The sequence below is a fragment of the Paenibacillus sp. IHBB 3054 genome (genome assembly GCF_051594305.1).
GTDB lineage: Bacteria > Bacillota > Bacilli > Paenibacillales > Paenibacillaceae > Paenibacillus_AQ.
This window is the reverse complement of the sequence record NZ_JBOFBG010000001.1, coordinates 393,023-416,810: the sequence shown is the minus strand read 5'-3', so window position 1 is coordinate 416,810 and position 23,788 is coordinate 393,023. Positions and strand designations below refer to the sequence as shown.

The 23,788-nt window shown below is 51.9% G+C and carries 16 protein-coding genes, 1 pseudogene and 1 riboswitch; of the genes and pseudogenes, 15 read left to right on the top strand and 2 right to left on the bottom strand.

Features of this window, described 5'->3' with window-relative positions; genetic code table 11:
* Window positions 1-13 precede the first annotated feature (13 nt).
* The 8 genes from ACQ76X_RS02100 (at window position 14) to ACQ76X_RS02065 (ending at window position 11,712) form a co-directional block, all read left to right on the top strand.
* The gene (locus ACQ76X_RS02100) at window positions 14-1,924 is read left to right on the top strand and encodes a hypothetical protein (RefSeq protein WP_438491181.1); all 1,911 of its coding nucleotides are present in this window, start codon (window positions 14-16) and stop codon (window positions 1,922-1,924) included.
* Window positions 1,925-2,034: 110 nt separating this feature from the next.
* Window positions 2,035-3,171: a glycoside hydrolase family 88 protein gene (locus tag ACQ76X_RS02095; protein WP_438491180.1), complete on the top strand. Its 1,137-nt coding sequence runs from the start codon at window positions 2,035-2,037 to the stop codon at window positions 3,169-3,171.
* Window positions 3,172-4,268: 1,097 nt separating this feature from the next.
* A complete protein-coding gene (locus ACQ76X_RS02090; RefSeq protein ID WP_438491178.1) occupies window positions 4,269-6,146 on the top strand; it encodes a DUF2264 domain-containing protein in 1,878 nt (625 codons plus the stop codon).
* A gap of 412 nt (window positions 6,147-6,558) precedes the next feature.
* Window positions 6,559-7,368 (top strand): GNAT family N-acetyltransferase, encoded by an 810-nt coding sequence (locus ACQ76X_RS02085; protein WP_438491176.1) that lies wholly within the window; start codon window positions 6,559-6,561, stop codon window positions 7,366-7,368.
* A gap of 40 nt (window positions 7,369-7,408) precedes the next feature.
* The gene (locus tag ACQ76X_RS02080) at window positions 7,409-8,140 is read left to right on the top strand and encodes an SDR family NAD(P)-dependent oxidoreductase (RefSeq protein ID WP_438491174.1); all 732 of its coding nucleotides are present in this window, start codon (window positions 7,409-7,411) and stop codon (window positions 8,138-8,140) included.
* 15 nt (window positions 8,141-8,155) lie between these two features.
* Window positions 8,156-8,854, top strand: a complete 699-nt coding sequence (locus ACQ76X_RS02075) for a 5'-methylthioadenosine/adenosylhomocysteine nucleosidase (protein ID WP_438491172.1) — start codon at window positions 8,156-8,158, stop codon at window positions 8,852-8,854.
* 171 nt (window positions 8,855-9,025) lie between these two features.
* Window positions 9,026-10,180 carry an AI-2E family transporter gene (locus ACQ76X_RS02070; RefSeq protein ID WP_438491170.1) on the top strand — a complete coding sequence of 385 codons (1,155 nt, stop codon included), beginning with the start codon at window positions 9,026-9,028 and terminating at the stop codon, window positions 10,178-10,180.
* Window positions 10,181-10,200: 20 nt separating this feature from the next.
* Window positions 10,201-11,712 carry a carboxylesterase/lipase family protein gene (locus ACQ76X_RS02065; RefSeq protein ID WP_438491168.1) on the top strand — a complete coding sequence of 504 codons (1,512 nt, stop codon included), beginning with the start codon at window positions 10,201-10,203 and terminating at the stop codon, window positions 11,710-11,712.
* 126 nt (window positions 11,713-11,838) lie between these two features.
* Here the strand turns inward: ACQ76X_RS02065 and ACQ76X_RS02060 are convergent, their stop codons facing one another.
* On the bottom strand, window positions 11,839-13,011 hold the full coding sequence (locus ACQ76X_RS02060; protein ID WP_438491166.1) for a substrate-binding domain-containing protein: 1,173 nt from the start codon (window positions 13,009-13,011) through the stop codon (window positions 11,839-11,841).
* A 206-nt stretch (window positions 13,012-13,217) separates the two neighbouring features.
* Window positions 13,218-13,367, top strand: a riboswitch (FMN riboswitch).
* 129 nt (window positions 13,368-13,496) lie between these two features.
* Between ACQ76X_RS02060 and ACQ76X_RS02055 the strand changes: the two genes are divergently transcribed.
* From ACQ76X_RS02055 to ACQ76X_RS02025, 7 genes and pseudogenes are all read left to right on the top strand, one after another.
* Window positions 13,497-14,450, top strand: a complete 954-nt coding sequence (locus ACQ76X_RS02055; protein ID WP_438491164.1) for a DMT family transporter — start codon at window positions 13,497-13,499, stop codon at window positions 14,448-14,450.
* A gap of 269 nt (window positions 14,451-14,719) precedes the next feature.
* Window positions 14,720-14,830 (top strand): annotated as a pseudogene (locus ACQ76X_RS02050) (carbohydrate ABC transporter permease); the annotation flags it as partial.
* 638 nt (window positions 14,831-15,468) lie between these two features.
* Window positions 15,469-16,131 carry a stage V sporulation protein AA gene (locus ACQ76X_RS02045; protein ID WP_438491162.1) on the top strand — a complete coding sequence of 221 codons (663 nt, stop codon included), beginning with the start codon at window positions 15,469-15,471 and terminating at the stop codon, window positions 16,129-16,131.
* Window positions 16,128-16,553 (top strand): stage V sporulation protein AB, encoded by a 426-nt coding sequence (locus tag ACQ76X_RS02040; protein ID WP_038594622.1) that lies wholly within the window; start codon window positions 16,128-16,130, stop codon window positions 16,551-16,553. Before ACQ76X_RS02045 ends, ACQ76X_RS02040 begins: the two co-directional genes overlap by 4 nt.
* A gap of 1,265 nt (window positions 16,554-17,818) precedes the next feature.
* Window positions 17,819-19,633 (top strand): spore germination protein, encoded by a 1,815-nt coding sequence (locus ACQ76X_RS02035; RefSeq protein ID WP_438491593.1) that lies wholly within the window; start codon window positions 17,819-17,821, stop codon window positions 19,631-19,633.
* 193 nt (window positions 19,634-19,826) lie between these two features.
* Window positions 19,827-21,161: a diaminopimelate decarboxylase gene (lysA, locus tag ACQ76X_RS02030; protein ID WP_438491160.1), complete on the top strand. Its 1,335-nt coding sequence runs from the start codon at window positions 19,827-19,829 to the stop codon at window positions 21,159-21,161.
* A 141-nt stretch (window positions 21,162-21,302) separates the two neighbouring features.
* Window positions 21,303-21,734 carry a peptidylprolyl isomerase gene (locus tag ACQ76X_RS02025; protein WP_038594618.1) on the top strand — a complete coding sequence of 144 codons (432 nt, stop codon included), beginning with the start codon at window positions 21,303-21,305 and terminating at the stop codon, window positions 21,732-21,734.
* 230 nt (window positions 21,735-21,964) lie between these two features.
* On the opposite strand, the gene ACQ76X_RS02020 is transcribed toward ACQ76X_RS02025, so the two are convergent.
* The gene (locus tag ACQ76X_RS02020; protein ID WP_438491158.1) at window positions 21,965-23,524 is read right to left on the bottom strand and encodes an IS1182 family transposase; all 1,560 of its coding nucleotides are present in this window, start codon (window positions 23,522-23,524) and stop codon (window positions 21,965-21,967) included.
* Window positions 23,525-23,788 lie beyond the last annotated feature (264 nt).

The window sequence follows — 23,788 nt, the reverse complement described above, 5'->3', positions numbered from 1 at the left end:
AAGGCGGCGTAATATGCAAAGGGTTGAACTGCATCACATTATTGCAGTGATGGAACCATCGGATGTCCGGTTGTACTATCCTGACGGCGATCAGAAGACATTCTGGAGCTATGTGCTGGAATCACCGCTATACCGTGATGAGCTTGCGGAGATCCGCCGGGAAGGCGAACGGCTGAATGATGCTCCTATTCCTGAACTTACGTATGAGCTGTTTTCCATCTATGCCCGCACGGGTTCAAGGCTGGAATATGAGCGGGTCTATTTCGAGCGCAGGCGAATACTGAATACGGCTGTTCTGCTGGCGCTGCTGGAACCCGGGCAGGAGAAGCATTTAACGGCAGTGTGTGAGATTGTGTGGAGCATCTGCAACGAATATACCTGGTGTCTCCCCGCTCATCTGGGAGATACCGGCATCACAGAGACGATTGATTTGTTCTCGGCAGAGACAGGCTTTGCACTCAGCGAAATCAATTGTCTTCTTGGCGAACGGCTGCCTGCGCTGCTGCAGGCACGGATTAAGGCAGAGGTAGATAAGCGGCTGTTCGTGCCGTACTTAACCTGCGGACCCTATCATTGGGAGACTTCCACCCATAATTGGTCGGCGGTTTGTTCCGGTTCTATAGGCTCGGCGGCACTTTTGCTGATGGAAGATAAGGAAACGCTTACCGAGATCCTGTTCAAAGTGCAGGGCAGTATGGAATATTATTTGCAGGGCTTTGGTGAAGACGGCGCTTGTCTTGAAGGGTTGGGGTACTGGAATTACGGATTTGGCTATTTCGTCTACTATGCCGATCTACTACGTCAAAAAAGCCGGGGGCAGCTGGACTGGTTCCGGCGTGAGAAGGTAGGCAGCATCGCGGCCTTCCAGCAGAAATGTTTTCTCGGCGGGCAGCTTATGGCGAACTTCTCCGATTCGCTGGAGTCAGGCCATGTGTTTCTCGGACTCAGCCATTATCTGGCTTCCGCGTATCCTGAAGTGGAGGTACCTCCGCTGTCGCTTAGAGCCGCTTACACTGAGGATCACTGCAGCCGTTGGGCTTCTGCGCTGCGTAATCTGATCTGGCGCAAGCCGGAGGAAGGACCAAGAGATTGGGGCAGCACCAGCTATTATCTTCCGGATGCGCAGTGGCTGTTGTCCCGTCATTCGGGAACGGATGGCGGTTTCGGGTTTGCTGCCAAGGGCGGCAACAATGACGAACCTCATAACCACAATGACCTCGGGGGATTTATCCTGCAGGGAGAAGGAACGGTATATATTTCCGAGCTGGGCAGCGGGGAATACACTTCAGGTTACTTCGGAACAGAACGGTACTCCTATGATTGCAACGGTTCTCAAGGCCATAGCGTGCCAATTATAGACGGGCAGTATCAGGTTGCGGGAGCGGAGGCATATGCTGAAATTCAGGAAGTGAAGGCCGGGGACGGCAGTGATGTGCTGGAGCTTGATTTGACCCGGGCATACCGTGTTGGCAGCTTGGAGGGCTTAACACGCCGCTTCGAATGGGATACAGGTGTTAACTCTCCTGTACTGACGATGACTGATGAGTTCCGGTTTGCGGAAGCTCCAGCGTCGCTGGTTGAACGGTTTATTACCTTTATTCCACCTGTTCTGGAGGAAGATGCGGTGCTGCTAGAGAGGCAGGGAGATGGACAGGCGGATGGACGAGCAGATGGGCAGGTAGATGGGCAGACAGATAGACAGGAACATGGACAGGCACATGGACAGGCAGATAGACGAGCAGATGGACAGGGGCAGCGCGGGCTGCGTATCAGCTATGACATTGCGGCGCTGAGGCCCGAAATCTCCGTGCATAGCTATAACGACCATTTCGGTAAGGTGAAGACTTGGTATGGTCTGGATTTTTATGCCCGGAACCCGTGTAAACATGAAAGGTATCATTTTGAATTCAGATTCCTGGACTAAATAAGCTTTCAACCGCGATGAGGTTCAATAGAAGGAATGCAGCCGGATTTAATACGTAAATCTAGAGTTCAACTTATATCATCCAAAACAATGAATGGCGGTGGCTAGAGATGACAGCGGAAACAAAGCTGGGATGGGTAGAGGAAGCGTGGAGCAAGGTGTTGGAGAAGACACGGAAGAACAGCCGGAGAATCGGCGCGGGGTTTCCCCATGCCAGTCAAGGCGGCCAATATGAACTGGCCCAGCCGTACTGGTGGACAGCCGGCTTCTGGCCGGGACAGCTGTGGCTTCTGTATAACGAGAGCAAGGATGAGTCTTTGCGCGCGCTGGCAGAGGACTGTGAGGAACAGCTGGACCAGGTTCTGAATGATTATGTCCGACTTGACCATGATCTGGGCTTTATGTGGACTTTGACCAGCGTGGCTTCCTACAAGCTGTTGGCCAGCGAGGTTTCCAAGGTGAGAGCGCTGAAGGCAGCGAATTTCCTCGCGGCCCGCTTTAATCTGAAAGGCAGCTACATCCGGGCCTGGAATCCCTGGTATGAAGGCGAAGATAACCGCGGATACGCGATCATTGACTGTGCGATGAACATGCCGCTGCTTTTCTGGGCGGCAGAGACCAGCGGAGATCCGCGTTACCGCCATATTGCCGAAGCACATATGGACACGGTCGTGAAGCACTTCATCCGCCCGGACGGATCCGTGTATCATATTGTCCGTTTCGATCCCGAAACCGGCGAATTCCTCGAAGGCATCGGCGGCCAGGGGTATGCCGCCGAGTCGGCCTGGTCCCGCGGCACAGCCTGGGCGATCTATGGACTGACGCTGGCCTACCATCATACCGGCAAGGCTGAATATCTCCATACCGCCCAGAAGGTGGCCCATTTCTTCCTGGCCCGTTTGCCGGAGGACCATGTCCCGCAATGGGATTTCCGCGCACCCGGAGAAGCGCGCGGCTTCCGCGATTCGTCAGCCGGCGCTTGTGCGGCAAGCGGTTTGCTGCTGCTTGCCGACAAAGTCGGCGAGACCGAGGCACCGGTGTACCGGGAGCCTGCGATCCGCATGCTGGAATCGCTATACCGCAATTACGGCACCTGGGACAACGATGCCGAGGAGGGATTGATCCTCCATGGTACGAGCAATTATCCGGCCGGAACAAACATTGATGTCCCCCTGATTTACGGAGACTTCTTCTACGTCGAAGGACTGGCACGGCTGAAGGGGAATGGCCCGTTCTATTGGGAGTAAGCGCCCACCGTTGTGCTGTGGGATTAGGCTAACAGCATGTTTACAGGGAAAGAGCAATAAGCGCTGAATCTTAGCACTAGAATAAGGGTGCAAGAAGGGACAGCAGATCGGATAGAAATAGTACGACTAGAAGAGATAGCAGCAGATGGGATAGAAATAGTACGACTAGAAGAGATTGCAGCAGATCGGATAGAAATAGTACAACGAGAAGAGATTGCAGCAGATCGGATAGAAATAATACGACGAGAAGAGATTGCAGAGCGAATAGATGGTACGACAAGCGGTGGTACATTGCATTTGCTGCTGATCTGGCAGTAAAGTAACCATGTTTCGGAGTACTAACATAGGCAGCCTGATGGACTATATTGCTTGTTGTTCCGCCTCCGTTCGAATATCACCGGATAGCTGCCAGCACCAGACGCTGCGAATTATTTTAGCAAGATTGCTGCCTGTTCCAGCCAATATGCCTCTCCAGCAGATTGGCTTGCTCCTTAGATTCCAAATCACTCGGAAATTCGTGGGCAACACGTCTTTTGATAGCAGGCAGTGGATACGCAGAGAAGCTGCGGACTCCAGTGCTCTTATTTTTCGGTTTTCGCCTGTTTGGCTTGCTTATCGGACTCCAGCGCACTTATTTGCTCGTAGATCAACTAAATCATCGATTTTTACTAGGGATAGCGTCATCTGAGTCCGCTCGTTCGTGCGAAGAGGCCATTTCTGCAAAGTAACGTCACTGGAGTCCGCAGAGCAGACAGACACTGGTAGAAGGAGCAGCTTTCCAAGAAGAGCGTTGGTGAGAGTGCTGACGAGATTGTTGGAGGATGCGTTGGTGAGAGTGCTGACGAGACTGTTGGAGGATGCATTGGTGAAAGTGTTGACTAGATTGTTGGAAGGGGCACTGGTGATTGCCGATGACGCTGCCAGAAGATGTGCTGGCGAGTGAGGGGGATGTTGCTGGAAGGAAGGTGTTCTGGTGGTGAGCGTGGTTGGTGAGTGCGGATGGTTGCTAAGGTACATCAGTGAGCGCATCGATTTTGAACGTGTATAGTTGGAGCCTGACTCTATAAAAATTCGAGAAGCAATTAGGAGTGATGTCGATGAGTAGCCAATGGGGACCAATTGGGGCTAATCCGCTGGTCACAAAAGAAGATATGCAAAATGCTTTCCGTCAGCTGGCCTATCCGCTTAAGCCTTACTATAGTGAGGGACGTGCCCGTCTGAAGCTGGGGGTGACCGGGGTTCATTACGGGCCTGATATTGCTGAAATGGAGGGCTTCTCCCGGGTATTATGGGGATTTGTGCCGTTTCTGGCCGGTGGTGGTGAAGATGACATGTGGGAGATGCTGCTGGACGGCATCCGCAACGGGACCGACCCGGAGCATAAGGAATACTGGGGTGAGGTCGGTGATTATGACCAGCGCCTTGTGGAGATGGCAGCGTTTGGCTACGGGTTGGCGCTGATCCCGGACCGGGTCTGGGGGCCGCTGAGCGAACGGGAGCAGGGGAATTTGTTCAATTGGCTGAGCCAGATGAACTCACATCCTTGCTATGACTGCAATTGGCTCTTCTTCAATGTGCTGGTTAATCTGGGCTTCCGCAAGGCTGGTCTACCGTATGATGCCGATCAACTGGAGCAGAATCTGCGGCGTATGGATGATTTCTACTTGACCGATGGCTGGTACAGCGACGGTATCGGCGGTCATAGTGATTATTATGTTCCGTTCGCCATCCATTTCTACGGGCTGCTCTATGCCGAACTGATGGGTGAGGAAGATCCTGAACGGGCAAGCGTGTTCAGGGAACGGGCTGGAAAGTTCGCTGCTGAATTCATCCAATGGTTTGCTGCGGATGGCTCCGCGCTTCCGTATGGCCGTAGCTTGACCTACCGGTTCGCCCAATCGGCATTCTGGGGGGCCCTTGCTTATGCAGGAGTTGAAGCTGTGCCTTATGGTGTTATTAAAGGGATCGTTCTGCGCAACTTACGCTGGTGGTTCCAGCAGGATATTCTGAACGCGGACGGCGTATTGAACATCGGTTATACCTATCCCAACCTGGTGATGGCCGAGAACTATAACTCGCCGGGGTCGCCGTATTGGTCCTTGAAATACTTCCTGCCGCTGGCCCTGCCGGATCAGCATCCCTTCTGGCAGGCGGAGGAACTGCCGCTTCCGGAGCTTGAAGCGCTGGCTGTGCAGCAGCCTGCTCATCTTGTCATCTGCCGCCGGGCTGAAAGCGATCATGTCGTCGCCTTCAACAGCGGGCATAAAGGCACCAATGAGCATACCCATACTTCGGCCAAATATGAGAAGTTCGCTTATTCCACTGCTTTTGGGTTCAGCGTTCCCCGTTCGGAATGGGGAATCTCCCAAGGCGCATTCGATTCCATGCTGGCGCTCAGCGAGGCGGGCGACAATCTGTACCGGGTGAGAAGACAAAATGAAGAGACGCGGATTGAAGACAATCTGCTCTTTTCCAGATGGAAGCCTTGGCCCAATGTGGAAGTGCAGACCTGGGTTGTGGCTGGTCTTCCCTGGCATATCCGGATTCACCGGGTACAAACAGAAAGAACGCTGGATGCCGCAGAAGGTGGTTTTGCCGTGGCGCTAGAGCCTGGACTGCGGGAGATAATGCCTGCTGAAGGAGCAGGTATGACAGCGATCAGCAGCCATGGCGCCAGCGGAATTCTCGGCTTGGCCGGCTACAGCGAAGCAGGGCTGATCCGTCCGCATACCAATACCAATGTGCTGCGGCCGCGGACAGCCATACCGACGCTGCAGGCGAAGCTTGCTCCCGGGACCCACTGGCTGATCTCGGCCGTGTATGGCGAGCCGGGAGACAGCGGTGAAGGAGGCAAGACTATGGCTGCTGAACTAGCAGGTGACCCGTTGCAGCTTCTCGGTGTGGAGCTGACGGGGGATGAAATTCGGGTTGCTACTCATACCGGACAGAGCATCACCATACCGCTGGATCAGTAGAATCTCCCGGCGGGTACAATATTCTGGCTGGCTGGCGGAGAGGGTACCCCTGAGGTTGAAGGTTGACGAGCTGGTACCACAGTAACGGGAATAGTTACCGCTGTATTAGGCTTATTTAGTAAATCGAGCTGCTGCCGGGAAATCAGCCCGCTAAAATTTCAATATATTGCGTAACAGTGTAGTTCGACTTAATTACCGTTAGGAATTCCCGCTATCCTTCCGGTAAGCGGGATTCTGGTGAAAGTAACGGGTATGAATCCCGTTACCTTCGCAATGCCCAATGAAGTACGTCAATTGGCGAAACCTGGAAGTTTAATCAACAGCCCGAACCGGAAATTCCGGAGACGGGCTGTTTATTTTTTCCGGCAGGCGCATTATGATTGAAAGAAAGGAAAAATTAGGGGGTTAAGAGATGTTTGAGAGTTTTGAGCCGGATGATAGAGTGCTGCATAGCAGTGGGTTTAAGCAAGAGGAGGTTCTACATAACCTGATTCACCGCATTGCGGAGTATGAGGATGCGATCAAGCTCAAAAGCATTGATGATCAACTGATCTTCACCCAATCGACAGGTCACAATGCCTGGTTATGGGTTTCGAAGGAGCTTGAAGTACAGCAGCGGGACGATTTGGTGCGGCAGCTGGCGGAACGGGTGAAGGATAGCGGAATCCCCGGAATCAGCGCAGAGCCGGAGACGGCCAAGGCATTCGCGGAAGCTTTTTGCGCGGCCAAGGGGAAACTTCATCATACCAACATGATGCTAAAAGCCTACCATTGCCCCGAGGTGCGGAAACCCGGTCATGTCAGTGGGTCGCTGTTGCAGGCCGGTGAGGCCCATATTCCGGTGATTGCGGAGTTTACAGCCAGATTCGTTGAGGATGCCTTCGGCACTTCTGAGCAGCAGGAGAATTTCCTTTCCTATGCGGATGAAGCGGTTCGTGCCGGCAACCTGTATTTGTGGGTTGTGGATGGCGTGCCCGTATCTATGGCGGCCATCGCACACCGCTCAGCGAGACATGTCCGGATTAACGATGTCTATACGCCGCGCACTCACCGTAAACAAGGGTATGCCAGCGCAGCCGTGGCTGAACTATGCCAAATATTGCTCGCCGAAGGCTTAACTCCGGTGCTGTACGCGGACGACAAAAACCCGGATTCCAACAAGGTCTACCAAACTGTAGGATTTGTGGAAGCAGGGCAAATTGCAGATATTAAATTCGACTGAAGCAGCTGTAAAGCCGCTGTGAAACAAGGAGACAGATCATATGCTGAATGCCATGAAAATTATAGTAACCGGAGCCGCTTCCGGGATTGGCAAGGAAATTGTCCGGCTTGGTCTGCGGGAGGGTGCGGGCGTCATAGCCTGCGATATCAACGGCCCGGCGCTGGAGCAGTTGGAATCGGAAATGGCTTCCGGCAAGTTGTCCGTCTATCGGCTGGATGCCAGTTATCACCGCGAGGTGAAACAATTCTTTGCCTATATAGAGCAGCATCATGCGGATATCAATGGTTTGGTCAACAATGCAGGCATCTATTTGGGCAAAAGTATCCTTGAGTATGCCCCTGATGAAATAGATCGGGTGCTGGATATCAACGTGAAAGGTTATGTCTATTTCTCTCAGATGTTCGGCAGGCTGCTGCTAGGAAGCCGTCGCCAAGGCGCAATCGTCAACATGTCGTCCGTATCCGGACAGGAGGGAAGCTCGGATGCCGTTTACGGCTTGTCGAAAGCGGCTATTCTGGGTTTGACGAAGAGCTGCGCGATGAACTTCGCCCCCTATATCCGCGTAAACGCGGTTGCGCCGACAATGACGAATACACCGATGATGAGCCATATTCCCGATTGGAGACAGAAGGAATATCTGGAGCATCAATTGACTAAGGAGCCGCTGCTGGCAGAAGAGATTGCCGAAAGTGTTGTTTTTTTGTTGAGCAGGAAGTCAAGGGCTTATACCGGTGCAACGTTTGATATTAACAATGGCTGTTATTTGCGCTGACGGGAGGTTGTTTTTGTGATCACAGGTGTAATAGGACCATCGGATGAAGAAATTGAACATCTGATTAAGAAATGTTTTATAGATTCGGTTTATGAAAAAGCATCCCTGAAATTCTATTCCGGATTCTACGGAGAGGCTCAAGTAGTTCTGGTAATCTGCGGGGTGGGTAAAGTCAACGCCTGCATTGCGACGCAGGTGCTGATTGACATACTTGAAGTCACACATATTATTTTGACTGGTGCAGCCGGAGCATTGGGGGACAGCCTGAAGCACGGGGATGTGGTCATCTCTACCGAGGTAGCCCATCATGATCTTCCGCAGGAGATCCTGACGGAGTACCATCCATGGATGAAGAGCATTTTCATAGAGGCCGATACAGCGATGGTTAATGAATGTATCCGTATTGCCGGAGAGGATCAAGATCATGGAAATATCTACGCCGGAAAAATGATCTCCGGGGAAGAGTTCATCGCCAGCAGTGAAAAGCGCAAACGGCTGGATTCCTTTGGGGCGATGTGTGTGGACATGGAGAGCGCAAGCATTGCGCAGACCTGCTATGTCAATCATATTCCTTTTGTTGTTATCCGTTCGATATCGGACCATGCGGACGAAGAAAGTGTTGAAAGCTTTGAAACCCATGTGGAATCGGTCTCCCTGAATGCATTGTGCCTAGTGGAAAAGCTGCTGGTAAGTTTACATAAACCTTTGATTTGAGGATGACATCTGGATCTGGAACTTTCAAAAACGCAGCGTAAAAGGTGCAGAATTTCATAGAGGGGCGCTCGTGCTGAAAATTTGACTTGCAACCCCTGCGTTGACTATGCTAATAGCAAGTGCAATTTATCACACTTACAGATAAGTCTTTGTATTAGGGGGAAAGCAGTAATGGAAAGGGTGCAGGTATGGCCTGAGAGGTTTAAAAAGTTTTTTTTAAATAACAAATTTGTGGTTTCTTTACTGATTATTTTACTTATCGGGGTTACGATTCTGGTGTTCTCCAAGGTTCCGTTTATCTTCAAGCCGATATCGGTCCTGCTGCACACAGTGGCGGCTCCGCTGCTGCTCTCCGGAATCGCCTACTACTTGCTGAATCCGCTGGTAGACCGGCTGGAGAGAAGAAGCAAAGTGAAGCGTGCCTATGGGATTGTGATTCTGTATCTGTTGATCGCCGGGATTATTACACTAATTCTACTGACAGTCATTCCGATAATCCGCACCCAGCTGCTTGGACTGATTGATAATTTCCCTAAATACAGTGAGCAGATTCAGCAGGAATTCGTTAATCTGACCGGCAGTGAGCAGTTCGAGCGCATTCAGGAGAATATTGGCATGGACTTCACTAATATCACCAGCAAGGTGACAACATGGGCCACCTCCTTTCTGAATAACGCAGTGAATGGCGTTGGCAGCTTCGTTGGGGCATTGACCGAAATTGTTCTGGCTGTGGTAACCACCCCATTTATCCTGTTCTACCTGCTCCGTGACGGCAAAAAGCTGCCTGATTACCTGATGAGGTTCATCCCTACAGGCTTGCAGCCGCAGACTCGGGAAGTAATGTCCGAGATGAACAGCCAGGTGGCTTCCTATATCCGCGGACAAATTATCGTAAGCTGCTGCATCGGTGCGCTGCTTTATATCGGGTATTTGATTATCGGGCTGGAGTATTCCCTGGTGCTGGCGATCGTTGCAGCCTGTACGGCGGTAGTTCCCTATTTGGGTCCGGCCATTGCCATTACTCCAGCCTTGATCGTTGCGATGGTGACTTCTCCGTTCATGCTGCTGAAAATGATCTTCGTCTGGACTGCGGTCCAGCTGATTGAAGGTAAATTTATTTCGCCGCAGATCATGGGCAAGTCGCTGAAGATTCATCCGATTACTATAATTTTCGTCATTATTTTTGCCGGTAAAATGTTCGGCGTGCTTGGCATTATCCTGGCTGTACCGGGATATGCCGTGCTGAAGGTGGTCGTTACCCATGTCTTCCAGTGGTTCCGTTTCCGCTCCGGGTTATATCAAGTGATCGAAGAAAAAAAGGAATAACGCGAAAGGATGATTGTTTTATGACAGGACCCGTGGCAGATACATTATATGGGAAGCTGCAAGGAACACAAAGTGACGGTGTGAACATCTGGCGCGGAATTCCTTTTGCCGCCCCGCCTGTGGGTGAGCTGCGATTTCGCGCGCCACAGCCGCCGGAGCCATGGAGTTCCGTTAGAGAAGCCAGGGAATTCAGCCCGGTTAGCCATCAGCCTGTCAGTACCGGCAGCACCCGATTCGGAGGTGCAACTCCGGAATATTCCGAAGATTGCCTGTACTTGAACATCTGGTCACCAGCGGCTGAAGGTGAAGCTCTGCCGGTCATGGTATGGATTCATGGGGGCACTTTTGTAACCGGAGCCGGCAGCCAGCCGATGTTCGAAGGTACCCATATGGCCAGTAAAGGTAAAGTCATTGTGGTTACCGTCAATTATCGGCTGGGACCGTTCGGTTTCATGCATTTGTCGCCGTTTGGCGGCGGCTTGGCCTCCAATGCCGGTCTGCTGGACCAGATTGCCGCACTACAATGGGTGCAGGGCAATATTGCCGCGTTTGGCGGCGACCCGAAAAGGGTTACCCTCTTCGGCGAGTCTGCGGGCAGCATGAGTATTGCCGCGCTGCTGGCGATGCCTGCGGCAGAAGGCTTGTTTGCCGGAGCTATTATGCAGAGCGGGGCTGCACAGACTCTGAAGGCGCAGCAAGGTGAAGAGATTGGCGCAGCTTTTCTGGCTGAGCTCGGGATTCGTCCAGGCGGCGATACCACACTGCTGGACACGCTTCCGGCAGAGCAAATATTGAAGGCAGCAGGGGCGATGGTTTACAAGCTGTCCGGCAATGCGATGAGCATGCTGTTCCAGCCCGTTATTGAGCCGGATACATTGCCGGCAGATCCGGCGCAGGCTATTGCAGAGGGTGTAGCAAGCGGTATACCGCTTGTGATCGGGACGAATCTTCATGAGGGCAACCTGTTCTTCCGGGGAAGTGGTTCGGCAGAGAACTTTGACCAGTCCCTTCAAGCTCTGGAAATGATGATGGGAGTAGAGAATCTGGCTGAACTCGCGCTCCATTATCCCAAGACCGTGGAGGGACAGGCTGATTTTCTGACGGACCTCTATTTCTGGGACAGCTCCATTTCTATCGCTGAACGGCAGCATCGCTATGCCCCGGTGTGGATGTACCGGTTCGACTGGACCATACCCGGCCATCCGCTGCTCGAGAAGGCTGTGCACAGTGCGGAAATCTGCTATGTATTTAATAATTTATCGCATATGGCGCATTATGGAGTAGAGGTTACTCCTGCCATGGAGAGATTGTCGGATGCGATGTTGAACGCCTGGACAGCCTTTGCCCACCGTGGCGATCCGTCGGTGCCAGGCCTATCTTGGCCGCAGTATACACTGGATGACCGCGCTACCCTGATCTTTGAGCAGGACATCCGCATCGTGGCTGATCCGGATCGGAAGAAGCGGACACGGCTGCTGTCAGCACAAGAGAACCCGCCTCAAGCTTCATCTACCGGGACGTTGTCAGAATAGTACAGAGCGAAATTGCTTGTGTACAAAAAAGAAGATCGGCATCATAGAGAAGCAGCAGGGACCCGCATGCCCGGGTCCCTGCTGCTTTTTGGTGTATCTGCGTTTGCGGTAGGATAGTCCGGGAACTTATTTTACCGGGTTATAGCCGGTTTTTGCCACCAGTTCCTGACCCTCGGGAGAAACTATCCAATCCAGCAAAGGCTGGATATGCGGATTGGAGCTCCCGGCGGTCACGGCATAAAATTCGGAGGCAAAAGGATAGGCTCCGCTGCGAATGCTTTCCCTGCCGGGTTCAACTCCGTCGACGGCCAGCAGCTTGATCTCGTTATTGCTGTTCATCTCCGAGGCGTAGAACAGGAAGCTGAAGCCGAGAGCATTTTTATAATTACGGTAGCTGGCGGTCTGGCTGATAATGCCACTCATCACATCCATAACATCTTTTTGCGGAGCTGTCATGAGCGGGGTGCCCTCCATGATTTTCTCAAGCATGGTCTGGCTGCCGCTGTTTTCTTCCCGCTGGAATGCCCGGATCGAGTCCCGTTTGCCGCCTACCTGTTTCCAATTCGTCAGCTTGCCGGAATAGATATCCTTGATTTGCTGTGTGGCCAGTCCGTCCACCTTGTTCCGCTTATGAACGAAGAAGACAAAAGCCTCGCGGCCAATGGGCGTAAGAACTAGCTCTTTGCCGGCTGCTTTGGCTGATTTCTGTTGGGAGAGAGAGGGGGCTGCTGCAAAAATAATATCCGTATCTCCATCGATCAGACGGTCATAAGCAGTGGAGGTCGAAGTGCAGACTACCGTACTGCTGTCAAAATCATATACGCTATAGTCATCCTTCGGGTAGACGGCTTGAACAAAAGCGGAATATACCGGGTAGAGTGCGGTTGCACCGTCCAGCCGCGGAAGCTCGTCTGTGATCTTATAAGTGGAGGTTTGGTCCAGTATGGCTATCTTGGATTCCGGCTGGAAAGGTTTATATTTCTCCAGAGAAATCTCCCGGTCATTCACTTCAGCGAGGCTGTTCACATAAGCCTGATTGATTTCATAAACGCCTGCCGCCAGTAGACATACCCCGGCGAAAGATGCGAGCACGATCCGCCGGATACGCAGCTTAAACAAGTCAAAGATCGCCAGCACCGCATAAACTGCAAGGGCAAAAGCGACAACGGCGGAAAGCGGGGCATAAAATTGCAGCCCACCAAACAGGGAGATAAAAAGAAAGACGATAGCTTCGGCAAATGCAATAGCGACTACAGCGATAAATGATAACGGCAAGTTTGTTCCAAGTGGTCTTTTCATAAGAGCCTCTCTTTCAATGGATGAAGAATATGGATAATTCACATAATTCTATTATAACTTAATGAATTCAGCAGGAATTACAAAAAAATATCATTTAGAGGGCATGAAATGCGGTGATGAATGAAAAAATGTGTATATTTTCATAAAATACTGGACGAAATTCATAAACGGGAGTATCCTGAGATTGTGAAAAAAATAACGGAATACAAGATTCTCGGGGTAAGGTGAAATTCCTGACCGGCGGTGATGTTCAAAGCGAACTCAGCCCGCGACTCCTTCTCGCTGTCAGCAGCGGAAAGGACTGATCTGGTGACATTCCAGAGCCGACGGTAAAGTCCGGATGGGAGAGGATCATAAGATAAAGACGACAGGTTCATTCCTGATGGTCTTTATTGATAATGACCCCCGATAGTTGCCCCTCAGAAGGCAGCGCGGGGGTTTTTGGTCTCTTATCGAGGGTTTGTATCGACAAGGAGAATGGAATTATGAGTAATGTAACTGCTTCAACTTCAGAGGTGCGCCAGGCGCCGCTGCGCGGCGGGTTCTGGCTGGTTGTGCTGGGAGCGGCGCTATGGGGCGTAGATCCGCTGTTCCGCATCATCCTGCTCAAATCAATGACCTCTTCACAGATCGTTCTGCTGGAGCATGTTGTGCTCTTTCTGGCTGCCGCGCCGGTACTTTGGCGGCATCGCGCTGAACTGAAAGGAATTCGTCTGCGTCAGGCCGGAGCGCTAATGGTTGTATCTTGGGGCGGCTCCGCCGTGGCTACGATTCTCTTCACCAAAGCCTTGTCCAGCGGAGACCTCAATGCGGTGCTTCTGCTGCAGAAGCTGCAGCCGATCTTTGCCATCGGACTGGCGGCTGTCATCCTTAAAGAACGCCTGCCCCGAAATTTCGGACCGCTTATAGTGATTGCACTGGCAGGGACTTATCTGCTGACCTTTGGCTGGACCGCACCCTTCGGACATGTGAACAGCTTCATCAGTGTCGGCAGTCTGCTGGCGCTCGGAGCCGCTGCCTTGTGGGGCGGATCTACAGTAATGGGCCGCTATTTGCTAGGTTCAATGAAGTATGAAACGGTGACTTCACTGCGGTTCATTCTGGCATTGCCTCTCTTGTTCGTCGTCACCGCTATGGAGGGTGCTCCCTGGCAGGTACACGGCGGACTGGGCGCTTCAACGGCGATTGCGATCAATCTGCTGCTGCAGGCACTGCTGCCCGGACTGCTCAGTATGCTGCTGTACTACAAAGGTCTTAACACCACCAAAGCTTCCGTTGCCACCTTGGCAGAGCTCAGCTTCCCGATGACGGGAATCCTGATCAACTGGATTTTCTTCGATCTGCTGGTAACCTTGCCGCAAATTATCGGTTTTGCGCTGATTTGGACCGCACTGTTCCTTATCTCTAATCAACAGAGCCGTCAGGAAGCACTCAACTAGAGTGCGGCGGCTGTCTGAGTAATATAAAGTAGGTCTGAGGGGAGAACCCCTGGGGTTTTGAGTAGAAGAGGAGGATGTCCCCTGCTGCCATACGGCTGTAGGAGACATCCTTTTTTTCATTTCAGCCCATCCGGAGAATTTTGTTCTTCCTCAAGTTTACGAAACATCCATATTGGCTGCAAAAACTGCTGAAATGTTGCGTAAGTGAACTATATGGCTATATGTGGAGCGTTTACACTTTAAGAAAGACCAACCTGAAATCCGGCAGGATTTCTGTGCAGCATACGGTGATCGGTACAAGGCTTACGCTGCTCATTACGTTCCTTGCAGCCTATCCGCTGTCTAAGGGGAATTCGGTCTTTAAGAGCCGCAGAAGGTATGTTAAAGGAAGAGCTAGAGCCTCTTACTCCGCATATGCCGAGTTGGTAAATCAATTGTATTATGTGCAGCAGATGGGTCCAGTTTTCCACTATATCAGCGATCTATTGCACTTTGTACAGCAGACTACTGCAAAGACGCCTGTTTATCGACAAAATGCGGTAATCTGCTGCAGGAAATACAACAGAACGCTATTTTGAAGACGAATAGAGAGAAACTGCTGTACTTATTGCAATAGAACTAACTCATACGGCAGGTGCAGCAGCTTAGAGGATTCGACGATTTACAGCACTCAATTTACAAGAATGAACGCAGCACCAATAAACAAAGGATAAGGCAGACGGGAGAATCGCCCGGTCTGCCTTTTTGTGCGTCTGTCCAGTACGCTAGCCAGTCAACAAAGTAAAGGACTTGGTAGTTGATACGTTGCTTTTCCAATAGCAATGAACAATCAGGATTTATGCATTTTTTGGATACTAATCCGCAGAAATAGATCAATGGAAAGTGTTTCTGTGCGCTAAAGAGGCGATGCCTCAACTTGAATTCTGCTGGTCTGGAGTAAAAATAAGCCTTTTCTCCCATACTACCGTTATTCTTGCGTCTCATCCTGCTTTTCACGACAACAATAGGAGGTGTACGGATGAACACTTATTCGGCTCCCGCCATTTACATACAGCTTAAGAATCGGGTAATGGTGCCCAAAGGGAAAGGGGTCACGCTGCGGGATATCGCTTATTTAATCACCGAGCCGGAGTGGAGGGAGCCGCTGTATTCAATTCTGCTGCTGAAGCCGGCACAGAGTGACGGGAACCTCATTCTGATCGACCTGTTGACGGTTATCCCGCATATTCACGAATTGTTACCGGGTGCTGACATCCAACCGATTGGCGAGGGGCGGACGATTGTGCAGATCGAAGGGCCGGTCGAAGCACGCAAACCTTCGGTCGCGCTGTTTGTGCTGGTGTGGCTGCTGCTTTTCTTCGGGTCGGCGCTGACGATTATGAATTTTCATGCCGATGTCAGCATGCAGGAAGTGCATGTTCGCATCGTGGAGATGCTGACCGGACGGCGGGATGACCACCCTTATGTGTTCCAGATTGCCTATTCGCTGGGCATCGGGTTTGGCATGGTGATTTTTTTTAACCACCTCTTTAAGAAAAAATGGAATGAGGAGCCCACTCCGCTCGAAGTGGAAATGTTTCTTTATCAGAATAATATCGACCATTATGTAGTCCACGAGGAGTATAGCAAAATGAATCGCAGCGGAAACGATCCATCAGGACCTAAAGAGGATGGAACATGACCGCGCCGATTACACTTGGACTGAATTTGCTGCTCGGAATCGCCGGGGGGATTGCGGTAGGCGGAGGGGTGATCGCTCTGTTTATCGTGCTTGATATGGTGCCCCGGCTGGCCCAGCTGACTTCCTCCTACGACAAAGTTCATTGGTATGAAGGGGCGATGATCGGGGGTTCTCTGCTTGGCACTATGAGTGATTTCTGGAACTGGCGGATTAGCTCAGGCCCTGTGGTCGAACTGGGAGTTGGACTGTTTGACGGGATATTTGTCGGCATGCTGGCCGCTGCTTTGACAGAGGTCTTGAATGTGCTGCCGATCTTGGCAAAACGTCTGCAAATGACGCATTATCTGTTTGGGCTGCTGATGGCCATGGTATGCGGCAAGGTTGCAGGCTCTTTGTTCGACTTCTTTGTATATCAACAGTAGAAGGGGGTTATGGAGTGGTAAGGTATATTCACAGCGGTGATCAGGTAAATGATAAAAAAGCAAAAAATCAGACAGCTGGCCCGGCTGCGCCGCAGGCTGGCAATGTTGGTGGCGGGACAACTGGAGCGGCTCCGGCAGACGGAGCTGAGAGCAATACAATCCAGTCAGCGGATAATCTTGGGAAAACTCATACGGGGACTGCCGCCCGGCCCGGAGAAGCCGAGGCTGCGGGCGAGTTAGGCGCATTGTTAAGCCGGGAACAAATGGTACCCGCTTCCGGTTCTGTATCGGCAGGCGCTACGGAAGCCGGAGTAACCGGCTCTGGAGATCATAGTCTGCAAGCTCCGGACGGAGCGGGTATATCGAAACAGGAGGGGGCACCGGGAGGAAGTACAAACGCATCCGGGGAACAAAAGGCACCACAGTCAGGCGCAGCCGGTAGTATAGCCGCAGACGGAAGAGGTACCATTAGTGCAGCGATTGTTAGTGCAGCGGCAGCCGCACAAGCTCACAGCACGCAAGCAAATGACACGAAGGCCAGTGTAGACGCGGCTGGTGGTAACAACGCGGAAACTGGCGGTGCGGAAGCAGCAAGGGATTCGAATGCCGGGGGTGGTGCGGCAGACAGTAAGGATAATGGTGAGGCGGCTGGCGGCAGCAACGCGAATACTGGTGAGGCACAACCACAAGATGCGAAGAACTCCGGAAGCGGTGTGAGGGAGTTTTTTAGCACATTATTCAGTAAAGATACAGAGTTAGAAGTTACATCCGGCTCCAATGCCGGCAATCAGGACGTTGAAGCTTCAACAGAGTTCGGCACGGGGATCCAAAGCAATGGTAATTCCGCTGCGCCGGGCGCGGGTGCCAATAAGGGAACAAACAGCAGTGTGGACATTGGTGTGGACGCCGGAGCAACCGGGTATGGCGACCATGATTTGCAAGCCTCGGATGGAGCAGGAACACCGGATCAGGAGGGGAACGACCCGCAACAAGTGGCCACGCCTTTGGTAGAGGGCAGTTCAGATACCGAAGCAAGCAGCGCAGCGGGAGAAAGTGCAAAGGGAGCTGGAGGACAAGTGACGGCGGCGCAGGCTGGCGGCGATGCCCCTACGGCCAATACCGGCAATGCAACAGCAGGCTCAGCCTCCACACCCGAAGCCGATAATGCAGCAGCTGAAGCGGAATCGGAAAGACCAGAGGATGACAGTGCAGTGTCCCCCGGCACATCTGATCCTGGGGATGAGACCGGCAGCCAGCCGCAGAATATGGAAGCATCAGATGAGCTGGGTGCAGAGGAGCCGGAGAGCGGCAAGAAGGGGTTTTTCGCCAGACTGTTTAGTGAAGAGCCGGATACTGAGGAAGATGCTGAGTCAGACGATGAATCAGGAACGGGGAGTCAGGCTGGAGCCGGAACTACGGCGGAGGCCGGGAGCGGGCAGCAGTCACAAGCGCAGACCCAGCAGCCGCAGAAGTCCAAAAAAGACAAAAAAAAAGCTAAGCAGGAGGATGCTCCACCCCAGGGAAAAATAGACCCGCTGCAATTAAAACGGGACAACGAGCGCTCAGATTCGCTTGAGGAATCGGTGACATACTGGCAGGGAAATGACAAGATTTCACCGGTTCTGGAGCATACCAAAAATACACTGACTGAGGTCATGGGGCTGGGTTCGTCTTTTGATATCGTGTTCAGGGAGATGTCCTTTGCCGGCCGCAAAGCGGCGCTGCTATGCATCAGCGGGTTTGCCAAGGATACGATTATTGACGAGATTCTGAAGCGGCTTACCTATCTGACACCGGAAAATATCTCCACTGATGTGCTGGCCAGCTTCATGACTGAATACATTCCCCACGTGCAGGTGGAAAAAGGCGAGCTGCTGAGCGAAAGTATCAATAAGGTTTTGTCTGGAATGAGTGTGTTCTTCATTGAAGGCGAAACCCAGGTTATTATTATGGATACACGCTCGTATCCTTCACGGAATCCTGATGAGCCCTCTATCGAACGGGTGGTTCGCGGTTCACGCGACGGGTTCACGGAGACGCTGCTGAGCAACGTCGCACTGGTACGCAGACGAATCCGTGACCCCGGGCTGAAATACGAGATGCACCAGGTCGGCCGCCGGACGCGGACGGATGTCTGCGTAGCGTATATTGACGACATCGTTGACAAAACCCAGGTGAAGGCTGTCACCGACAAAATTAAAAGTGTGGATATCGACGGAATTCCACTGGCGGACAAGCAGCTGGAGGAGGCGATTGTCGGCAGAGGCTGGAATCCTTATCCGTTGGTCCGCTATTCTGAGCGCCCGGATACCGTGGCTTCTCATCTGCTGGAAGGCCGGGTGGTAATCTTTGTAGATACATCACCAAGCGTCATCGTCCTGCCGACCACGTTTTTTGATCTCTGCCAGCATGCCGAGGAGAACCGCCAGACTCCGTTTATGGGGACTTACCTGCGCTGGGTCCGGTTCATCGGGATCTTTGCTTCTATGTTCCTGCTGCCGTTGTGGTTGCTGATGGTCATTCATCCTGAGCTTTTGCCGAAGATGTTGGACTTTATCGGGCCGCAGAAGACAGCAAAAATCCCGCTCCTGGCCCAGTTCCTGATTGTCGAGCTTGGGGTTGACCTGCTGAGAATGGCGGCGGTGCACACCCCGACACCACTCGGTTCAGCCATGGGTCTGATCGCGGCTATTCTGGTAGGAGACATCGCTGTACAGACCGGACTGTTCGTGAATGAAGTGGTGCTGTATATGGCGGTAGCCTCGATCGGGATGTTCGCGACGCCGAGTTATGAGCTTGGACTGGCCAACCGGATTGTCAGGCTTGTACTGCTGGTCGCCGTTGCTGCGTTCCAGGTACAGGGCTTTATGATCGGAACCACACTGATCGTCGTACTGCTGACCCTGCACCGGTCCTACAATTCATCTTATTTGTGGCCGTTTATACCATTTAATGCAAAAGCGATGGGCGAGATCATCCTGCGTCAGCCTGTGCTCAGCTCCAAAACAAGGCCATCCTTCAACAAAACAAGGGATAATACACGAATGCCGCCTGTCCAGGAGAACGAGAAACAATCGTAGGAAAATACAAATCAACTGCAAATTAGTCCATTCTATGGTGTTCCCTCTGTCTGCTATACTGAATACACTAAACAGCCCCTTAAAAAGCGGAGTTTCTGCTCAAACAGCTATCTTTCAGGAACTCTGCGGGGCCTAATAACATACAATAGACAGGGTGGAACAAGACATTCCACAGAAATTGGAGGACTGAGTAATGTTTTTACACGGGACGAGCCGAATTAATGATGCCGGACATTTGGAGATCGGCGGATGTGATGTGACGGAATTGAAAGCGGAATATGGAACCCCGCTATATATAATGGACGAGCAACTGGTCCGGCGCCGCTGCCGCGAGTACATGGATGCGTTTACTGCCTCCGGCCTTGAGTTTCAGGTGGCCTATGCCAGCAAAGCCTTCTCCGTGATGGCGATGTGCCGGTTGGTGGATGAAGAAGGACTGTCGCTTGACGTGGTGTCGGACGGGGAACTGTACACAGCGCTGCAAGCGGGTTTTCCTGCAGAGCGTATCCACTTCCACGGCAACAACAAAACGCCTGATGAAATTGAGATGGCGATTGATGCCGGTATCGGCTGCTTCGTAGTGGATAATCTGGTTGAACTCAGCCTGCTGCAGAGCATTGCCTCGCGCAAGGAAGTGAAGGTGAACATCCTGCTTCGCGTTACGCCAGGGGTAGAAGCTCATGCCCATCATGCGTATGCTTCTACAGGCCAGACCGATTCGAAGTTCGGCTTTGACATCGGCAATGGTTCCGCTCAAGAAGCGGTAAGCCAGGCTTCAGACAAGGCCAATTTGCAGCTGCTGGGTGTGCATTCACATATCGGCTCGCAAATTTTTGAAACTGAAGGTTTTCAGCTTGCGGTGGAGCGGATCGCTGATTTCACCCGCAAGGTGAAGGAAGAGCTTGCCATTGATTTCCCTGTCGTCAATCTCGGCGGCGGCTTCGGCATCCGCTATGTGGATGGTGATACACCGCTGTTGGTATCTGAATATGTAGCGGCAATTACAGATGCGGTGAAGACCCATTTCGCAGGAATCGGCGGCAAACTGCCGCAAATCTGGGTAGAGCCGGGCCGCAGCATCGTAGGGGATGCAGGTACGACGTTGTACACGGTAGGAACCAACAAGGAAATTCCGGGGGTCCGCAAATATGTCGCCGTTGACGGCGGGATGACCGACAATCCGCGTCCTGCACTGTATGAATCCAAATACGAGGCGCTGCTTGCCAACCGTGCCACGGAATCCAATGAAGAAACAGTCTCAATCGCGGGCAAATGCTGCGAGAGCGGTGATATGCTGATCTGGGATGTGGAGCTTCCGAAGGTGGAGAGCGGTGATCTGCTTGCCGTAGCCTGTACCGGTGCGTATAACTATTCCATGGCCAGCAACTATAACCGGATCCGCCGTCCGGCCGTCGTATTTGTACAGAACGGACAGAGCGATCTAGTGGTACGCCGCGAGAGTCATCAGGACATTACCGCCAACGATATTGTGCCGGAGCGCATCGCCAAGCAGGCTGTTGCGAAGTAGGTCTTCATCACCGCAAGGCTTAGTGTGTAGAATAATTGGAGCAAGCGGGAGTGACTCCCGCTTGCTTTGCTTTGTGCGTGGTTTCATAGTAAACTAAGAAAAGTGTTCTACATCTGTTATTTCGAAAGGGGTCATTTACATATGGCAAAGCAAGCGAAAATTACACTTGAAAACGGCGGCGTAGTGCTGCTGGACTTGTTCGATCAAGATGCTCCAAACACCGTAGCCAACTTTGAGAAGCTGGCAAAAGACGGTTTCTACAACGGTCTGGTTTTCCACCGCGTTATCCCTGGTTTCGTAGCACAAGGTGGCTGTCCTAACGGTTCTGGCTCCGGTGGTCCAGGCTATACGATCAACTGCGAAATCAACCCGAACAAGCATGAGCGCGGAACGCTGGCTATGGCGCATGCCGGCAAGAACACTGGCGGAAGCCAGTTCTACATCTGCTATGCACCGCAGCCTCACCTCGACGGAGTACACACTGTATTCGGTAAAGTCGTAGAAGGCATGGACTATGTTGATTCTTTCCAGGGCCGCGACAAAATGACTTCGGTGGAAATTATCGAAGCTTAATTCAAATGAACTAAGGCGCGTCATACGCCTTTACTGCTATTCATAAAGCACCCGGCTGGGATCCCAGCCGGGTGCTTTTGTGCGAATATAAGAATTTATAGGCTTCACGCTATATATTATCCTTCTATTTCTCGCTGAAGGGGCTGTCTCAAAAGTAGATTTTCTATGAGCGGAGACAGGCCACCTTCAATTTTAAAAGCATAAAAGTCAATAGAGCAGCGCTCCTCCTGTTATTGGAGGAGCGCTGCTCTATGTTTTTGGTCCATGGCTGCTCGCTTCAGTAGATTGTGGGCAAGCGAAAGCCAATCGACCTCTAGCGTCACTTTTTCTATCCCGCGAAGCAGAAAACGCCGGAAGCCCCGGTTATTTTTTAGTTGTCCAAATACACTTTCTGGCTCCGTCATTCGACGTACAGCTAAGGCGTAGCCCTCTTCACTCCGCAACCGTTCCCGCGCTTGGTTCTGGTATCGCAGCCGTTCCAGACTGACGACCACCTCCCGATTTCCTGCCGCTTTCGTGCAACGCTCCTTTAGGGGGCAGCCGTCACAGGAGCTGCTTCGGTAATGACGTCTACGAATTTCATAGCCGCTCTCTAAGGTCTCCTTGCTTTCCCTGTGGAAATGCAGCATTTTCCCGGCTGGGCACGTCCAGTTATCCTCGGCTGCATCGTATGTCCAGTTCTCGATTTTACCAACATTCGCTTTCCAGGCCTTGCTCTTTTCCTTGTGGTAGCTGCCGTACTTCACCACCGCCTGAATCTCTTTCTTTTCCAGATAGGCGTAGTTTTCTTCGCTGCCGTAGCCTGCATCCGCAATGACTGTCTTTGGCAGTTTTCCGAGGATCTGCTGCGCTTTTTCCATATGCGGCTCTAAACAGCGGGTGTCGGTCGGTCTTTGGTGTAAACTGTAGGCTAAAATAAATTGGTTTTCGGTCCCGATTTGCACATTGTATCCCGGTTTCAGCTGGCCATTTCGCATGTGGTCTTCTTTCATCCGCATAAACGTTGCATCTGGATCTGTCTTGCTGAAACTGTTCCGGTCACCAAGCAGCTTTTGGTATTGTTCGTACTTCAGCAGTCGGGGAAGCAAATCCTTGCGCAGCTTCCGAACAGCCTTTTTTAAGGGCTTGTCTTTCGGTTTTTGGGCCAGCTGAGCTTCGAGCTTTTGCACCACCTGTTCAAGTTTCACGCTGCTCACTTCGGAATCTGTGCCGAGTTCAGCCAGATCTTTACCTGGATTCTCTTGTTCTTCCTGCTCTTCTGCCGTTTCAATGTCAGCGAACAGGGCATGTACCTTATCCTGCAGTTTGGCTTTGTGTTTACTGACGGCTTTCCCCCAAACAAACGTGTAGCGATTGGCGTTCGCCTCGATTTTGGTTCCGTCCACAAAGTAATGCTCGAGGGAAACGTATTTTTCGTCAGCCAGAAACTGAAGCACAGCGGTAAATACGGTTTCGAGAACGTTCTTCATCCGCTGGGAACGAAATCGATTCAACGTCCGAAAGTCTGGCCGCTGCCGACCGGCGAGCCACATGAAGGGGATGTTCTCCCGAATGGATTTGGCGATTTGGCGAGAGGAATAGATGCGCTGCGTGTAGGCGTAAATAATGACTTTGGTCAGCATTTTAGGATGGTAGCTGTCACGGCCACCACCCGGGTAGGCCGCGTCAAAAATGCCGTCGTCCAGCCGGTTAACGGCGGTGTTGACGATACGAACGAGGTGATGTTCTGGAATATCTTCCTCCAGATCCATTGGCAAGCAAAGTTGGTCCATGGTATATTGAATGTACAAAAGAAACCTCTCCTTTGAAATGGTTGTGTGGTAACTCCATTTTACCAAAGGATGGTTTCTTTTTTTTGCGTTTTTTAAAGATTGTAGATCCATTTCCCGCTTAAACAGCGGAGAGGACGGAACGATTGTGGAAAAGCGGCAGCGGTCGCCTTTGTCCCCGGATTTTCACCGCTAAGGAGAATAAATAAAATCTGGGGACAACAGCGATTGGAACAACGGTCCGTTCGCGGAGCGTCCACCCAAAAAGCTTACGTATCTCCTACG

What these genes read in the sequence shown, in the direction of transcription:
- ACQ76X_RS02100 (WP_438491181.1), top strand. Translation starts at nt 14, where the DNA reads ATGCAAAGGGTTGAACTGCATCACATTATTGCAGTGATGGAACCATCG.
- ACQ76X_RS02095 (WP_438491180.1), top strand. Translation starts at nt 2,035, where the DNA reads ATGACAGCGGAAACAAAGCTGGGATGGGTAGAGGAAGCGTGGAGCAAG.
- ACQ76X_RS02090 (WP_438491178.1), top strand. Translation starts at nt 4,269, where the DNA reads ATGAGTAGCCAATGGGGACCAATTGGGGCTAATCCGCTGGTCACAAAA.
- ACQ76X_RS02085 (WP_438491176.1), top strand. Translation starts at nt 6,559, where the DNA reads ATGTTTGAGAGTTTTGAGCCGGATGATAGAGTGCTGCATAGCAGTGGG.
- ACQ76X_RS02080 (WP_438491174.1), top strand. Translation starts at nt 7,409, where the DNA reads ATGCTGAATGCCATGAAAATTATAGTAACCGGAGCCGCTTCCGGGATT.
- ACQ76X_RS02070 (WP_438491170.1), top strand. Translation starts at nt 9,026, where the DNA reads ATGGAAAGGGTGCAGGTATGGCCTGAGAGGTTTAAAAAGTTTTTTTTA.
- ACQ76X_RS02065 (WP_438491168.1), top strand. Translation starts at nt 10,201, where the DNA reads ATGACAGGACCCGTGGCAGATACATTATATGGGAAGCTGCAAGGAACA.
- ACQ76X_RS02060 (WP_438491166.1), bottom strand. Translation starts at nt 13,011, where the DNA reads ATGAAAAGACCACTTGGAACAAACTTGCCGTTATCATTTATCGCTGTA.
- ACQ76X_RS02055 (WP_438491164.1), top strand. Translation starts at nt 13,497, where the DNA reads ATGAGTAATGTAACTGCTTCAACTTCAGAGGTGCGCCAGGCGCCGCTG.
- ACQ76X_RS02045 (WP_438491162.1), top strand. Translation starts at nt 15,469, where the DNA reads ATGAACACTTATTCGGCTCCCGCCATTTACATACAGCTTAAGAATCGG.
- ACQ76X_RS02040 (WP_038594622.1), top strand. Translation starts at nt 16,128, where the DNA reads ATGACCGCGCCGATTACACTTGGACTGAATTTGCTGCTCGGAATCGCC.
- ACQ76X_RS02035 (WP_438491593.1), top strand. Translation starts at nt 17,819, where the DNA reads ATGGAAGCATCAGATGAGCTGGGTGCAGAGGAGCCGGAGAGCGGCAAG.
- lysA (WP_438491160.1), top strand. Translation starts at nt 19,827, where the DNA reads ATGTTTTTACACGGGACGAGCCGAATTAATGATGCCGGACATTTGGAG.
- ACQ76X_RS02025 (WP_038594618.1), top strand. Translation starts at nt 21,303, where the DNA reads ATGGCAAAGCAAGCGAAAATTACACTTGAAAACGGCGGCGTAGTGCTG.